The sequence below is a fragment of the Bacillus sp. FSL L8-0358 genome, from assembly GCF_038593095.1.
GTDB lineage: Bacteria > Bacillota > Bacilli > Bacillales > Bacillaceae > Bacillus > Bacillus subtilis.
This window is the reverse complement of sequence record NZ_CP151962.1, coordinates 3,879,738-3,894,976: the sequence shown is the minus strand read 5'-3', so window position 1 is coordinate 3,894,976 and position 15,239 is coordinate 3,879,738. Positions and strand designations below refer to the sequence as shown.

Here is a 15,239-nt window from a genome sequence, read left to right as displayed (position 1 = left end):
ACTTTCACACAAAAAAGCCAGTCCTTTTTTGGACTGGCTTTTGGCATTACGCTTGCGCTTCAAACTGCTTTGCAATCTCAACGATGACATTTACGGCTTTGACCATGTTGTCAACTGAGATGTATTCAAATTTGCCGTGGAAGTTTTCCCCGCCTGTAAAGATGTTTGGCGTCGGAAGCCCCATGTAGGACAGCTGCGATCCGTCGGTGCCGCCGCGGATGGGAGAAATCTTCGGTTCGATTCCGAGGTTTTCCATCGCTTGCTTGGCAATGTTGACGATTTCGATGACAGGTTCAATTTTCTCTCTCATATTGTAGTATTGGTCGTTCATATCCAGCAGAATCCGGTCTTGCCCGTATTCGTTTTGAAGTTCTTCAACGGCACGCTTCATTGTTTCTTTTCTGTTTTGGAAATTCTCTTTGTCAAAGTCTCTGATAATGTAGTGGAGCTTTGTTTCCTCTACGTCTCCTTGAATCGACAGCAGGTGGAAGAAGCCTTCATAGCCTTCCGTATATTCAGGCGCTTCGTCTGCCGGCAGCAGGCTGTTCAGCTTCATCGCGATTTTCGCAGAGTTGATCATTTTTCCTTTAGCTGTTCCGGGATGTACGTTGTTGCCTTTAATCGTAATTTTTGCGGCAGCTGCATTGAAGCTTTCATATTCAAGCTCGCCGAGCGGCCCGCCGTCAACCGTGTAGGCAAAGGAAGCATTGAACCGTTTCACATCAAATTTGTGCGGCCCTCTTCCGATTTCTTCATCAGGCGTAAAGGCGACCCTGATTGTGCCGTGCTTGATTTCAGGGTGTTTGATGAGGTAATCCATGGCTGTCATGATTTCAGCGATACCGGCCTTATTGTCTGCGCCGAGAAGGGTGGTGCCGTCTGTGGTGATGAGTGTATGGCCCTTATAGCCATACAGCTCAGGGAATTGATCAGGTGACAGGGTGACCTGCAGCTGTTCGTTAAGAACGATGTCTTTTCCATCATAGCTTTCGATGATTTGCGGATTCACGTTTTTGCCGGTAAAATCTGTAGCGGTGTCGACGTGAGCGAGAAAGCCGATTGTCGGCACGTCTTTTTCAGTATTGGAGGGAAGAGTTGCCATGACATAGCCGTTTTCATCAATAGCTGCATCCTGCATGCCGATGGACTTCAATTCATCAACGAGCATGTTTCCTAATGTCAATTGGCCGGGTGTGGAGGGACAAGTGTCAACGGATTCATCGGACTGTGTGTCGACTTTTACATATGTAGTAAACCGTTCAATGATTTCTTCTTTCATTTCCAATCATCTCCTTTGTCTTATTTTAGCATGGCGGGATGAGGGATTTCTATTGCACAATACCGTTTCGAATGGCAAAAACGACTGCCTGTGTCCGGTCTTGGGCATTGCATTTTTGCAGGATGCGGTGCACGTGGGTTTTCACAGTGCTTTCACTGACGAAAAGCTTTTCAGCAATATCCTCATTTCTCAGTCCGTAGGCCATTTGCTGAAGAACCTCAAGCTCTCTTTTGGTGAACGGCTCTGCCAGTTCTTCGGCATGAGGCTGTTGCTTCGCCCGAAATGTCTCACTGATAATTTTAGCAGCTGTGACTGTACGAAAAATCGCCTCGCCTCTCGCCGCAGCGCGAATCGCATCTATCAACTCTTCAGGAAGTGTATCCTTCAGCAGATAGCCGACTGCGCCCGCACGGATGCCTTCAAATACGTATTCTTCCGTGTCAAAGGTGGTTAAAATGACTATCTTTGTATTTGGAAGTGCGGACATAATGTCTTTTGCCGCTTCGATGCCTGAGCAATGCGGCATCTGGACATCCATGAGGATGACATCGGGTTTTGTTTGTTTTGCGAGTGCTATAATATCGTGACCGTCGCCGGCCTCGCCAGAAACCGTCATATCCGTCTGTGCGTTGATGACGTAGCGGAAGCCTTCACGCACAAGCGGCTGATCATCGGCAAGCGCGACGCGTATTTTATCTTTGTTCATCTTTTTGCTCCTTATTCGTTGTCATGAGCGGCAATGACAGCTCAATTTTCAGGCCGCTCGGCTGTACGGCACTGAAAGTAAGGGAACCGCCTGCTTTTTCTGCGCGCTCTTTCATTCCTGTCAGGCCAAATCCATAAGTAAGGCTGCCGGTGAATTGTCCGTCGTCGGTGATTGTGACATAGAGATGGGACTTGTCGTTAGAAATGACGGCCGCCGCATGAGAAGCGTCAGCGTGACGAATGATATTGGTCAGCGCTTCCTGCAAGATGCGGTAGATCGTTTCGCTCACGTTTGGAGGCCAAGACTCTTCTGACAGTCCGGCAGTATCTAAAGAAACGTGCAAGCCGCTCCGTTCCTCCACTTGATGAATGAGCCCCCGCAAAGCGGTAAGCCCCACCATCGATTCACTACGGCCCATTTGGTGAACGACAGACCGTACTTCTTGAAGACATTCCCTGGCGACACTCAGTACATTTTGAATGACTTTTTCTGAATCCTCCTTGCTGCTTTTAAGGATATAGGGAAGGGATTGAAGCTGAACAATCACAGAAGTCAGCTCGTGACCGATGCTGTCATGAATGTCGCGGGCAATTCTTGTACGCTCCTCAAGGACCGCGTACCTTAATGAAAGAACAGAAGCCTCCTGCAGCTCTGCATGCGCTTTCTGGAGTTCTTTATGAGCATGCTCCAGCTGCACATGCATTTTTGCCAATTCAGCATGATTCCGTTCAGCCTCCTTTCTCGCTTCTCGTCTGAAACGCATGGAGGAGAAGAAGACGTAGAGCCCGATCATGATCGAGATGTTGCTGATGATATCGTCCCAGCTGCTGTCAAAAACAGAATACAAAAAGAAAGCATTGCCCCCAATTAGGCACACTGTAAGGATCAAAGACAGCCGTGCAGGAAGCTTTATGGCTGCATAAACCATTAAAAATACGAGTAAAAAAAAGGCGGCTCCCTGCTCTTGGCCGGAAACAGCCCAAAGAAAAACGGTCAGGATCCAAAGCCCGACGAATATGCTCAAACTAACAGCGGTGGATGCCACATAGGGAATGATCCAAATGAATGCTAAGTATACCGCAAATACAAATGCTAACAAAATGGGATCAGCCTTAGTTGGATGAGATAAAAATTGTATGCAATTCAAAATGAGAATAAGGCTCGGCACAAGCTTCTTGTAGTGCCGAGCCGGAGATTGTCCGTTCATGCTGGTCCTTCTTTCGGTTATTGAATGGATACTTTGCCGGCGGTCAGCCGTCTGTATGCTTTGTAAAGCATGATGTTGCGGGCTGTAATGGTGCCGAGGGGAACGAAGAACATAGAATGAATAATGGCAATAAACATCTCGTTGCTCTCAGGCAGCCATGTTCTCGCGGCCATGCGCAAAGAAAGTATCACTAGAATGAGGATAACACTCCCAAGTGAGCCGCGTGAAGTGACCTTTCCTGTTTCCGGGTGAATCCGCACATTTACCATCTTCCCAATGCCAAACCCGCAGGCCAGCCCGATCAGTAATAAAATGCCGCTGATCGCCACATGTAATACGGAATGAAAATACGCCGGCTGAAACGATGATGATACGCCCCATAAGAGCAGCAGCGGAATGATCAGCAACTTCCCGGGCTTTACCGTTCTTTCTCGATACATCGATAAAATAATAAGAATCAATACAATAAAAATATAAGGGCTCATCGCCATGTCATCAAATCCTTTCTGCATTAAGCATAGCGAAAAAGGGAAAGGAAAACGTCAACCGGCAGATTGATTTTTCAGCTGCTATACTTGTTCGCGCTGCATAAAGTCATGTAACATGGCGTGAAAATGCTGAATGTCTTCGTTGTTTCTTTTCCACATCATAAACGTTTGGGACGCAGGCAATTCTAGATGTGCAGGCGTGCTGACAGCCATCAGCTTTTTTTCGGCTTCTTCCTGTTTGATAATGTAGGTAGGGAGGAAAGATGCCCCCATTCCCGTTTTCATCATGTGGACAGCCGTATCCGTCTGCCCGACAGCCATCATTTGAAGAGACGGGTAATGTGATCGGATGTTATCTAAAAAGGCATCCCCATATGACGGATGATCATGCGTTAGCAGCCGATAGCGGGTTAAGACGGCTGCAGCATCCGGCCTGTTTTCTTGGAAAGGAGCCGCCAGACAAAGCGTACCTTCGCATATATGCTGATAATAAAGAGTGTTGGTGTTCGGGTCTTTCCGCGACAAACCAATATCAGCTTCATTGTGTTCCACCGCTTGTTTAATAGCGTCAGATCCAGCCACATGAGTTGAAAGCTCGACATGCGGATGTTTTTGGATATAGGCTGGCAGAAAGCGAGGCAAGATATAGGACGCAATGTAGGGGTGTACGGCCAGCGTGAGTGATCGGCTGTACCCCTGTTTCCATTGGCTGACTTTCTGCTTTCCAGCTTGGTAAACATGGATCATTTCTTTGGCATAAGGCAAAAAGAGCCTGCCTTCGTCAGTCAGTACGACTCGTCTTCCGCTATGCAAAAACAACCTCATGCCCAGTTCATCTTCCAATTTCCTCATATGCTGAGAAACGGCAGGCTGTGTGAGATACAGACGCTCAGCCGTCTTCCTGAAGCTCTCTGATTCCGCTGCGGCAATAAAGGTTTGCAGCCACTTTAAATCCATGAAATATCTCCTTCACTGCAAGTTATCCATAACAAATTGTTACGTTTACATGCGTATTTGTTTATCACTGATTATACATCGATTCGTTTAGTATACCTATAGGACGAGAAAATAGAGAGAGAGGGATTCATATGAACATATACGTAGAAGCAAATCCATATTTACATGACAAGTATTCAAAATACGCGGATGAAAAATATAAGAGAGAAGGAAACCCATTTGTCTCCTTTCCGATTCATTTTGATGACATCCCGTCCGGAGCAAAGACCCTCGCACTTACTTTCATCGATCATGACGCCATTCCCGTATGCGGATTCAGCTGGATTCACTGGACAGCGGCTAATATTCCGGCTTACATCGGAGAGCTTCCTGAACATGCGAGTGAGGAAAGACAGGACTTGATGATACAAGGGCAAAACAGCTTTGCTTCACCGCTTGCGGGAAGCAACGATCCAAAGGTGATTCACCAGTATTGCGGGCCGACACCGCCTGACAAGGATCATGCGTATACATTGACGGTCTATGCTTTAGATGCTGAGCTGAATCTTCAGCCGGGCTTTTACTTGAACGAGCTCTACCAAGAAATGAAAGAGCACATTCTTGCTGAAGCCTCTATCGAATTGCTGGCAAGGGTTTAAGCTAAAAAATATGAAAAAACTATTAATAAACGATTAAACTTCTTAAAAATGGATGTGGACCGGTTCTAAACACTATATAATGAAAACAGGTCATTTTTTAGGAGGGTTTACATCATGGCAATACTTGTTACTGGCGGTGCCGGGTACATTGGCAGCCACACATGTGTTGAATTATTGAACAGCGGCTACGAGATTGTTGTTCTTGATAATCTGTCCAACAGTTCGGCTGAGGCGCTGAACCGTGTCAAGGAGATTACGGGAAAAGATTTAACGTTCTACGAAGCGGACTTATTGGACCGGGAAGCGGTAGATGCGGTTTTTGCTGAAAATGAAATCGAAGCTGTGATTCATTTTGCTGGGTTAAAAGCAGTCGGTGAATCTGTGGCGATTCCGCTCAAATATTATCATAACAATCTGACAGGAACGTTTATTTTATGCGAGGCCATGGAGAAATTCGGCGTCAAGAAAATCGTATTCAGTTCATCTGCGACAGTGTACGGCGTTCCGGAAACATCGCCGATTACGGAAGACTTTCCATTAGGCGCGACAAATCCTTATGGGCAGACAAAGCTCATGCTTGAACAAATATTGCGTGATTTGCATACAGCCGACAATGAGTGGAGCGTTGCGCTGCTTCGTTACTTTAACCCGTTCGGCGCGCATCCAAGCGGACGGATCGGTGAAGACCCGAACGGAATCCCAAATAACCTTATGCCGTATGTGGCACAGGTAGCTGTCGGGAAGCTCGAGCAATTAAGCGTATTCGGAAACGACTATCCGACAAAAGACGGGACAGGCGTACGTGATTATATTCACGTCGTTGATCTCGCAGAAGGCCACGTCAAGGCGCTGGAAAAAGTATTGAACTCTACAGGAGCCGATGCATACAACCTTGGAACAGGCACAGGCTACAGCGTGCTTGAAATGGTCAAAGCCTTTGAAAAAGTGTCAGGGAAAGAGGTTCCGTACCGTTTTGCGGACCGCCGTCCGGGAGACATCGCCACATGCTTTGCAGATCCTGCGAAAGCCAAGCGGGAACTGGGCTGGGAAGCGAAACGCGGCCTTGAGGAAATGTGTGCTGATTCCTGGAGATGGCAGTCTTCAAATGTGAATGGGTATAAGAGTGCGGAATAAGAATGGAGGCCTTCTCAATAGAGAAGGCCTTTTTTAAAGAACAAGGGTGCCTGAACAGGCACCCTTGTTAGCTGTTATTTGATTTTCACAATAACATCATTACTGAATTTTAGTTTCCAAGTGCCTTTTGCATAAGCTTCCTTGTCCACCTCAAATGCTTTCACATCTGTTACTTTAATATTAGGATTTAGATCACTTAATATTTTAGAGTTGTCAACTTTTGTCTCAGTTGCATAGGTTGAAGAAGCATCGATATCAGCATCATAAGAAGTGCCATCAGCATCAACTAATTTAACAGTTGGAATTGAAAAAGAGCTAATCGGCTTTTTAGATACGTTTTTAATTGTATATTGAACTGCTACAATTGTACCACCATCAGATGCTTTCTTTTCAACATATTGAGTACCGACAGTATCTCTGTCCTCTACCTTCGTAACTGTCACTTCAGTTTTTTCAGTTTTTACGGTATCACCGATATTGTATGTTTTTTCAGTTTCTGCTTTGCTGCTGCTTGATGTTTTGGAAGTGGCTTCTGAGCCGCCTCCGCCGCCAATCATATTACCGATAATAATGATGACAACAACTGCGAGAATAAACGTAATGATTTTATGTCGCATAAAAAAGTTACGTTGATCTTTACCGCAGTTAGGACATTTTTTTACACCCTTTGCAATTTCTTGACCGCAAGCTTTACAGGGTACTAGTTTTCCTGCCATTATATTTCCTCCTATGTAATAAAATGTACGAAACATATGTACTATAATGCCTATATTATTTCGCTTAGTCAATATAAAATTATGAATTTCTTATAATTATTATCATTTATAGTTAAATTCACTTGTAAAATATATGCTTTTTTTCTTATCGGTTATATCTGTTCTTTTTTAATAGATAACTCGTTTTTTCTTCCAGCTTATCTGATGAAAACTCCGCAAATACCCCTTGAACCAATTCGAACCGTCCCTTATAATGCTAATATTGGAAAGTGAAAAGGATATGATAAAAACAGTGGTTTTCTAGGGTTCCGCAATGCAAATTGGACTGTGACCGAGAGAAAACACATAGCAGCTTGGCTGTTATGACACGGTGGGATAAAAGCCCAGGAGTTTCTGCTCTTTTTCGAGAGCGTTCTCCTGGGTTTTTTTATTTGCTAGAACAGAACAATGAGAAGGAGTGTTTTCGTGATGAAAAAGAGAATGCTGGATGTACTAATGCTTGTGATTGGCGCTTTTTTCTTCGCGCTTGCGGTTAATTTATTTGCGATTCCCAATGATCTTGGGGAAGGCGGAGTCACTGGGATTACGCTGATATTGTATTATCTGTTTCAATGGTCTCCTGGTGTCACGAACTTTATCTTAAATGCGTTTTTGCTTTTAATCGGCTACAAGTTTCTGGATGGAAAAACAACGGTTTATACGATCATTGCGGTTGCGGCAAATTCGCTTTTTCTTCATCTGACACATGGGTGGAGCATTCCGTCTGATGAATTGATCATTAATACGATTTTCGCAGGTGTATTTGCGGGAGTCGGGATCGGCATGATTATCCGGGTCGGCGGGACGACGGCCGGTTCCGCGATTTTGGCCAGAATTGCTAATAAATATTTAGATTGGAATATCAGCTATGCACTCTTGTTTTTTGATTTAATCGTAGTATTTAGCTCTTATTTTATTATTGGTGCAGAAAAAATGATGTTTACGATCGTGATGCTGTATATCGGTACCAAAGTGATGGACTTCATTATTGAAGGTTTGAATACGAAAAAAGCCATTACGGTCATTTCAGAAAATAAGAGTGAGATTGCAGAGCAGGTAAATACCTTGATGGATCGGGGCGTGACGATTTTATCAGGGAAGGGAAATTATACGGGCCAATCAAAAGAGATTTTGTATATCGTCATTAACAAACAGGAGCTGTCTATGCTGAAAAAAATCATTAGAAGCTGCGACAAAAAAGCGTTTGTGATCGTTCATGATGTACGCGATGTGTTTGGAGAAGGGTTTGTAGATATATCTAAATAAAGAAAAATCCCTCTGTACTTGAAGCAGAGGGATTTTTTCATTTAGAACGGATATTTGCGGTATTGCTTCTGTATCGAAATCCATTTCGTCACGGTAAATTCCCTCGACGACCCACGGATTGCCGAAGCGGCCGACACCGCTTGCTTTGTTTCCGCCAAAGGCAATATTCGGCGAATCATTGACGGACTGGTCGTTGACATGGGTCATGCCGCTGTCAATTTGCAGGGCGAACTTTTCGCCTTTTTCTACATCAGAAGTGAAAACCGCAGAGCTGAGGCCGTATTCAGTATCATTTGCCATGTCAATCGCTTCCTGGTCGCTGCCAGCTTTAATAATGGTTGCGATTGGGGCAAACAGCTCCGTTTGGGCAATTTTGCTGTTGTTGTCCGCACCGACAAAGACGTACGGCGTCAGCACGTTTCCGACGCGTTTTCCTTCAACCGCAAGCTCAATGCCTTCTGCCTTTGCCTGCTCAATGATCTCCAGCGCTTTCTCGATTTGGCGCTCGTTGATCAGCGGGCCGACAACGGTTTTCGGATCGGTTTGATCGCCGTACGGAAGCTGTTTGACACGGGCGGTGAACTTTTCTACAAACTCATCGTACACATCTTGATGAACGATGATCCTGTTGATAATCATACAGATTTGTCCCTGGTGAATAAATTTTCCGAAAATCGCGGCATCCACAGCACGATCGACATCCGCATCTGAAAGGACGGCAAATGGATTGTTGCCGCCGAGTTCAAGGGCCATTCGTTTGAAGGCACGACCGGCGATTTCACCGATGTGGCGCCCGACTGCTGTTGATCCTGTAAAGCTGATTAATCTCGGGATTGGATTGGTGAGCATGCCGTCCCCGATTTCCTTTACATCCGTCAGCATGACGTTAAGGACACCGGCGGGAAGACCGGCGTGTTCAAACGCTTTCGCAATGATGGTTCCGCCGGAAATAGCGGTTTGGATATCAGGCTTGTGAACAACGCTGTTACCCAGCGCAATTGCGGGCGCAATGGATCTCATAGATAAATTCATCGGAAAATTAAATGGAGAAATCGATGAAATGACACCAAGCGGAAGGCGGTAAATCTTATTGGTTTTCCCTTCAATGTCGGATGGCACCTCTTTGACGCCGCCTAATTCACCAGTATACGTCATGGCTTCATCTAAAATCGCAATCGTTTGTTCCAGCTCGATTGTTGATTTAATGATCGTTCCGCCAGTTTCGCGGGCGATCATCATAATGATGTCATCACGGTTTTCCTGTAAATAGCCGCGCGCTTTTTGCAGGACGGCTTTTCGGTCTTCCGTCGTGCTCTTGGCCCACTCTTTTTGGGCTTTCTGTGCAATGTCAAACGCATCCTCCAGCTGTTTGCCCGTTGCCAAAGATGCTGTTGTGATCACAGACTGGTCATACGGATTCAAAATGTCCTCCGTACGTCCGCTTTCTCCCTCAGTCCATTTTCCGTTGATAAAACTTTTGTTTAACGTTTCGAAACTCATAAGATGACCCTCCTTTGGTCCTGCATATCCTTTTCTATTTCCGCTGAAGCCAATATGTAAACGAATGAGGTTTCCCTTTCAGTTTCTCGTCTATCTATACCGGATATACTCTTTTTTAGTGGAGAACATGTGTGTTTCGCCTTATACTGAATATACAGATCCTTACATAAGAGAGGAGACTCTATGAAATCGCTGCTGGCTATTTATCCCGGTTCGATTGTGTCTGAGGAGCTTTGCATAAGGGAAGGCTGTCTATGTTTTTTTGATGAGAGCAATCAGAGATATATCTCCATTCCGAAAACAGAGATCAGTGAAAAAGAAGTATTGGTGCTGCAGTCATTTTTGACGCCTGCGGATGAGGGCAATCAAATGTCTATGAAATCACCTGAGGAAAACAAGTGGTTTTCGTTCCTTTTTTCCAGAGGGGAATTGCCGGCGTACATAAAGAAACGGACGAGATTTGTTCACTTTCATTTATTCGGCAAAATAGAAAGGACGTCCTTTACGGAAGCGGTTCGCCATTTTTGGCCGGTGTCTTTTGTGATTGTGTGGATCCATGAGGACAGAGGCGTGATTGTAGAGCAGGAAAGTGAAGCGGCGGCGGAGAAGGACGAACTGGAATCACTTGCAAAGGTTCTTGAAAGTGATTTCTACTTCAGTGTCCGTTTTTACGCCGGAAGATTTTACGAGCCGGATGAGTGTCTGCGAAAGCATTACGCCCGTGAACAGGCGTATTTCCTGTTTGCTGAAAAACGGCTGCCTCAGGTACAGAGTGTGACCTTTGAGATGATCTTTCCTTTTCTATTATTAGAGACAGAAAAAGAAAAATTGGAAACGCTGCTCTCTGAAGAAGCTGAGCTTTTATTTGGAAGTGAATCTGAGCTAAGGAAGACCATTAAGCTGTTTATTGAAAACAACTCAAACGTCACATTAACAGCGAAAAAGCTGCATCTGCATCGTAACAGCCTGCAATATCGGATTGATAAATTTATTGAGCGGTCAGGGATAGATATCAAATCGTACAAAGGCGCGCTTCTTGCCTATTTTATCTGCCTGCAAAGTGAAAGTTCAGAATAAATTGGAAATATGCACGAAAAATGGCTGGGTGATTTTATGAACGCTGCCCATTTTAGCGAGAGGGAATTGCTGTTACACTCAATATAAGAAAGCGTTTACAATAACAAAGGGGGATGTTAGATGGCTGAATTGCGGATGGAGCACATTTATAAATTTTATGATCAAAAGGAACCGGCGGTTGATGACTTTAACCTTCATATTGCCGATAAGGAATTTATCGTATTCGTCGGCCCGTCCGGCTGCGGGAAATCAACGACGCTGCGAATGGTCGCAGGACTTGAAGAAATTTCGAAAGGCGATTTTTATATTGAAGGAAAACGGGTCAATGATGTAGCGCCAAAGGACAGGGATATCGCGATGGTATTTCAGAACTACGCGCTCTATCCGCATATGACGGTCTACGATAATATCGCGTTCGGGCTCAAGCTTCGGAAAATGCCGAAGCCTGAAATCAAAAAAAGAGTAGAGGAAGCTGCTAAAATTCTCGGGCTGGAGGAATATTTGCACCGTAAACCGAAAGCGCTGTCAGGCGGACAGAGACAGCGGGTTGCGCTGGGCCGGGCAATCGTGCGGGATGCAAAGGTGTTCCTGATGGATGAGCCTTTGTCAAACCTGGATGCGAAGCTGAGGGTGCAAATGCGGGCGGAAATCATTAAGCTCCACCAGAGACTGCAGACTACTACGATTTATGTGACGCATGACCAGACAGAAGCGCTGACGATGGCGACACGGATCGTAGTCATGAAAGATGGGAAAATTCAGCAGATCGGGACGCCGAAGGATGTTTATGAATTCCCTGAAAACGTCTTTGTCGGCGGGTTTATCGGATCACCGGCGATGAACTTTTTCAAAGGAAAGCTCACGGATGGCTTAATCAAAATCGGTTCTGCGGCATTAACCGTCCCGGAAGGAAAAATGAAAGTGCTGCGTGAAAAAGGCTACATCGGCAAAGAGGTCATCTTCGGCATCCGTCCTGAGGATATACATGATGAATTGATTGTCGTGGAATCATATAAGAACTCTTCGATTAAGGCGAAAATCAATGTTGCAGAGCTGCTCGGTTCTGAAATCATGATTTATTCGCAGATCGACAACCAAGACTTTATTGCGCGGATCGACGCCCGCCTCGATATTCAATCGGGCGATGAGCTGACGGTCGCATTTGATATGAACAAAGGCCATTTCTTTGACAGTGAGACAGAAATGAGAATTCGATAAGATCAAAAAAACCGGACATGGGGATGTCCGGTTTTTTGCTATTGAAAATCTCAGAATCAAACCGATGAAAAAGGAGGAAGAAATAGACAGAAAGCAGGAGAACGATGAAACGATTGTTTTTAAGCGTCTTTCTTTTGGGCAGCTGTTTGGCGCTTGCGGCTTGCGCTGATCAAGAGGCGAATGCAGAGCAGCCGATGCCAAAAGCGGAACAAAAGAAACCGGAAAAAAAGGCAGTACAAGTTCAGAAAAAAGAAGACGATACATCCGCATGGATCAAAACAGAGAAACCGGCAAAGCTGCCGATTTTGATGTACCACAGCATTTCTTCAGGAAACAGCCTCCGTGTGCCAAAAAAAGAATTCGAGGCGCATATGAAGTGGCTTCATGATAACGGCTATCAGACATTAACGCCGAAAGAGGCGTATCTCATGCTGACGCAGGATAAAAAACCGAGTGAGAAGTGCGTGCTGATCACATTTGATGACGGGTACACCGACAATTATCAAGATGCGTATCCGGTGCTGAAAAAGTACGGGATGAAGGCAACGATTTTTATGATCGGCAAATCGATCGGACATAAGCACCATCTGACAGAGGAACAAATGAAGGAAATGGCACAGCACGGCATATCGATTGAAAGCCATACGATTGACCACCTTGAACTGAACGGATTAACGCCTCAACAGCAGCAAAGTGAGATGGCTGATTCGAAAAAGCTGTTTGACAACATGTTTCATCAGCAAACCACCATCATCAGCTATCCGGTAGGGCGCTACAATGAGGAGACGCTGAAGGCCGCTGAAAAAACAGGCTATCAAATGGGCGTGACGACAGAACCGGGCGCGGCTTCGAGAGACCAGGGAATGTATGCCCTCCATCGTGTGCGCGTGTCCCCAGGCATGTCGGGCTCGGCTTTTGGTGCGTACATCGAATCAATGAAATAAAAAAAGGCGGCGTTTAATCGCCGCCCCCTCCGCCGCCACAGCCGGAATCGCTGAAACCTCCGTCACTGCCGCATCCATCATGGTGCGAGCTATGATCTGAATAACCGAAATACCCGCTGTCCGCCTGCTGGCGGCTTTTATTTTCCGATGACTGCGGCTGAATGACTGAAAGAAAAACAATAATAGCTATTATCAATAAGATCACTATCACTTCTGGTCACTCCCTTTTTTCACCATATCTGTTATACGGATGAAACGCTGACCGGTTTCATTTCAAAGTGATCGATTCTTTCAGTCGGTCTCTGAGCCAGCGCTTTAGCACCCCATGTCCTTTGTTTGACAATAAAGTGCCGACACGCCAATACATAGGGGGATGAGGAGCGAACTGAAAATCAATCAATCTGAAAAACCAGCTTTTATCACGGGTGAGAGAGTCAATTTGAAGCTCGTCTTCACCTGTTTCAGAGCTGTAGGCACTTTGTTTCTGTATGTCCTCATCCTGCCGAACCGCCAAGATTCTCAAGGCTTCAGCCATTTGTTTGTAACCGCCCTCCAGCAATGATGCGCCAAGGTTGTCAGCACGCACCTCCATCCATTGTGAACAAAAGGATTGATAGAGCTGGAACAGGATAATGATTGCCATAATGAAAGCCCAAAGCGCAATTTTGTGGGCCTCGGAATGGGTGATATGCTGCTCAAACAAGAGGAAAATCCCAACGACAGCTCCAAGAAATAGAAAACGCAAAAGCTGTGATGACAGAACGTCACGTTTTTTGATATGAATTGCCTCATGGGCCAGAATGCCTTCGATAACACGCTGTGGAAGTGTTAGTGTGGCGCTTGTCAGGATGACCATTGACCTCCCGACATTCATGCCTACTGCCATTCCGTTGTAATCATCACTCTCCGTTTCGTATATGCGGACATGGGAAATGCCGGCCGATCGGAAAATCTTATCGGCCGCTGCCTGTACATGCGGATGATGACAAGGCTTGGCGTCCATCGCCGCCCGCAACACACGGTCTGACATATACATGTTGAATACCCAATACAGGATTACGGCAACAGCCATGACCCATGGAGAGGCATGTAATGCGTATAACGCGAGCACCAATAAGGCGTAAGCGGATACCCCTTTTACGCTGGCGGCAAAATAAAGCTTCCCGAGCAGCCGCTTCACATTTTTTCTATGATAAAATGGCAAAACAGAAATCACATTGTCCACATCGTTTTCTGCATCTGTGTATTCCTGGAGAATTGTTTTCCATTTTTGCGGTTCCTTCACCGTCAGAAACAGTGTTTCGCCGGGAAGAGACAGTTTAATGACTTGCTGAAAGCTTGTTGTCAAATCTAAACGGGATGAATACATCGTCAGTAGCGGATGGAGCTTTAAGAGATCAGCTGTTGATTCAAGCTGAATGTCCTTCAAATCGGAAAGCGGGTATGTACGGGTTTCATAGTGTGAGCTGATATGCAATTTTTCTAAGGCTGCTGAATAAAAAACCTTTACGCTAAAAACATTCAGTATTCGCTTCACAAGTGCCCCTCCGCCGGAGATTATGCCGAGAAGGATCACATATTTGAGAGGGCTTGTGTCAGGTCCATAGATGAAAAAAATAACAGCCCCTGCAAACACAATGGCGGTCAGCGTAATGTCTGACAGGAGGCGTGTTTTGTTTTTGGCAAGCTCGATTTCCTGCCAGTCTCCCGAAGGTTTTTCCGCACGCTCTGAAACAATGAGATCCATTGCGGTCCAATAGCAGTAGAACATTGTCGCGATTGAGACAATGCCGTCCATGAATGAGAGATGAGAGAAGATGTAAACTGCAGCGCCGACCCATAGAACAATATCAATCCAGAAGTCTATGGCCGGAATGAGTTTTGCTGCCAGGGCTGATATCAAATAAAATCCCAGCCCGAGTAGCATATAGAGAAATAGATGAGTTCCCATAGGCATGCCATATTCCTTTCTATCTAGTATTTCCAACTATTACTATAGCATGAGGCGGGAACTTGCAAAAACATGGACATGCAAAAAAGCAAGCTCTTTCGTTTGACGAAGAACTTGCT

14 protein-coding genes, 1 pseudogene and 1 riboswitch are annotated in these 15,239 nt (G+C 45.5%); of the genes and pseudogenes, 6 read left to right on the top strand and 9 right to left on the bottom strand.

Going from position 1 to position 15,239, the window contains the following annotated elements; translation table 11 throughout:
* Positions 1 to 46: 46 nt before the first annotated feature.
* From pepT to NYE49_RS19960, 5 genes are all read right to left on the bottom strand, one after another.
* A complete protein-coding gene (gene pepT, locus NYE49_RS19980) occupies positions 47 to 1,279 on the bottom strand; it encodes a peptidase T (RefSeq protein ID WP_047183416.1) in 1,233 nt (410 codons plus the stop codon).
* Between the two features lie 49 nt (positions 1,280 to 1,328).
* Entirely contained in the window at positions 1,329 to 1,985 is a 657-nt protein-coding gene (gene yxjL, locus NYE49_RS19975) for a two-component system response regulator YxJL (RefSeq protein ID WP_047183415.1), read from the bottom strand.
* Positions 1,972 to 3,192: a sensor histidine kinase gene (locus tag NYE49_RS19970; RefSeq protein WP_015483897.1), complete on the bottom strand. Its 1,221-nt coding sequence runs from the start codon at positions 3,190 to 3,192 to the stop codon at positions 1,972 to 1,974. Before NYE49_RS19970 ends, yxjL begins: the two co-directional genes overlap by 14 nt.
* A 17-nt stretch (positions 3,193 to 3,209) precedes the next feature.
* The gene (locus NYE49_RS19965) at positions 3,210 to 3,683 is read right to left on the bottom strand and encodes a DUF1453 family protein (protein ID WP_047183414.1); all 474 of its coding nucleotides are present in this window, start codon (positions 3,681 to 3,683) and stop codon (positions 3,210 to 3,212) included.
* Positions 3,684 to 3,761: 78 nt separating this feature from the next.
* Positions 3,762 to 4,637: a LysR family transcriptional regulator gene (locus NYE49_RS19960; RefSeq protein WP_047183413.1), complete on the bottom strand. Its 876-nt coding sequence runs from the start codon at positions 4,635 to 4,637 to the stop codon at positions 3,762 to 3,764.
* Positions 4,638 to 4,768: 131 nt separating this feature from the next.
* Between NYE49_RS19960 and NYE49_RS19955 the strand changes: the two genes are divergently transcribed.
* On the top strand, positions 4,769 to 5,275 hold the full coding sequence (locus tag NYE49_RS19955) for a YbhB/YbcL family Raf kinase inhibitor-like protein (RefSeq protein WP_015385045.1): 507 nt from the start codon (positions 4,769 to 4,771) through the stop codon (positions 5,273 to 5,275).
* A gap of 114 nt (positions 5,276 to 5,389) precedes the next feature.
* Positions 5,390 to 6,409 carry a UDP-glucose 4-epimerase GalE gene (gene galE / locus NYE49_RS19950; protein WP_069322994.1) on the top strand — a complete coding sequence of 340 codons (1,020 nt, stop codon included), beginning with the start codon at positions 5,390 to 5,392 and terminating at the stop codon, positions 6,407 to 6,409.
* Between the two features lie 74 nt (positions 6,410 to 6,483).
* Here the strand turns inward: galE and NYE49_RS19945 are convergent, their stop codons facing one another.
* Positions 6,484 to 7,026 carry a DUF4352 domain-containing protein gene (locus NYE49_RS19945; RefSeq protein ID WP_120028571.1) on the bottom strand — a complete coding sequence of 181 codons (543 nt, stop codon included), beginning with the start codon at positions 7,024 to 7,026 and terminating at the stop codon, positions 6,484 to 6,486.
* 388 nt (positions 7,027 to 7,414) lie between these two features.
* Positions 7,415 to 7,517: riboswitch (guanidine-I (ykkC/yxkD leader) on the top strand.
* A 76-nt stretch (positions 7,518 to 7,593) separates the two neighbouring features.
* On the opposite strand from NYE49_RS19945, the gene NYE49_RS19940 reads away from it, so the two are divergent.
* Complete coding sequence (locus NYE49_RS19940; protein ID WP_003242615.1) at positions 7,594 to 8,430, top strand: YitT family protein; 837 nt, start codon at positions 7,594 to 7,596, stop codon at positions 8,428 to 8,430.
* Between the two features lie 41 nt (positions 8,431 to 8,471).
* On the opposite strand, the pseudogene NYE49_RS19935 reads toward NYE49_RS19940, so the two are convergent.
* Positions 8,472 to 9,930 (bottom strand): annotated as a pseudogene (locus tag NYE49_RS19935) (aldehyde dehydrogenase family protein).
* Between the two features lie 183 nt (positions 9,931 to 10,113).
* Here NYE49_RS19935 and NYE49_RS19930 point away from each other — a divergent pair.
* From NYE49_RS19930 to NYE49_RS19920, 3 genes are all read left to right on the top strand, one after another.
* Positions 10,114 to 11,007, top strand: a complete 894-nt coding sequence (locus NYE49_RS19930; RefSeq protein ID WP_217000442.1) for a PucR family transcriptional regulator — start codon at positions 10,114 to 10,116, stop codon at positions 11,005 to 11,007.
* 120 nt (positions 11,008 to 11,127) lie between these two features.
* The gene (msmX, locus tag NYE49_RS19925) at positions 11,128 to 12,225 is read left to right on the top strand and encodes a maltodextrin ABC transporter ATP-binding protein MsmX (RefSeq protein ID WP_047183410.1); all 1,098 of its coding nucleotides are present in this window, start codon (positions 11,128 to 11,130) and stop codon (positions 12,223 to 12,225) included.
* A gap of 104 nt (positions 12,226 to 12,329) precedes the next feature.
* On the top strand, positions 12,330 to 13,169 hold the full coding sequence (locus NYE49_RS19920; RefSeq protein ID WP_038829093.1) for a polysaccharide deacetylase family protein: 840 nt from the start codon (positions 12,330 to 12,332) through the stop codon (positions 13,167 to 13,169).
* A gap of 13 nt (positions 13,170 to 13,182) precedes the next feature.
* Here NYE49_RS19920 and NYE49_RS19915 read toward each other — a convergent pair whose 3' ends face one another.
* On the bottom strand, positions 13,183 to 13,380 hold the full coding sequence (locus NYE49_RS19915) for a hypothetical protein (protein WP_041520077.1): 198 nt from the start codon (positions 13,378 to 13,380) through the stop codon (positions 13,183 to 13,185).
* A gap of 57 nt (positions 13,381 to 13,437) precedes the next feature.
* Positions 13,438 to 15,126 (bottom strand): M56 family metallopeptidase, encoded by a 1,689-nt coding sequence (locus NYE49_RS19910; RefSeq protein ID WP_342410687.1) that lies wholly within the window; start codon positions 15,124 to 15,126, stop codon positions 13,438 to 13,440.
* Positions 15,127 to 15,239 lie beyond the last annotated feature (113 nt).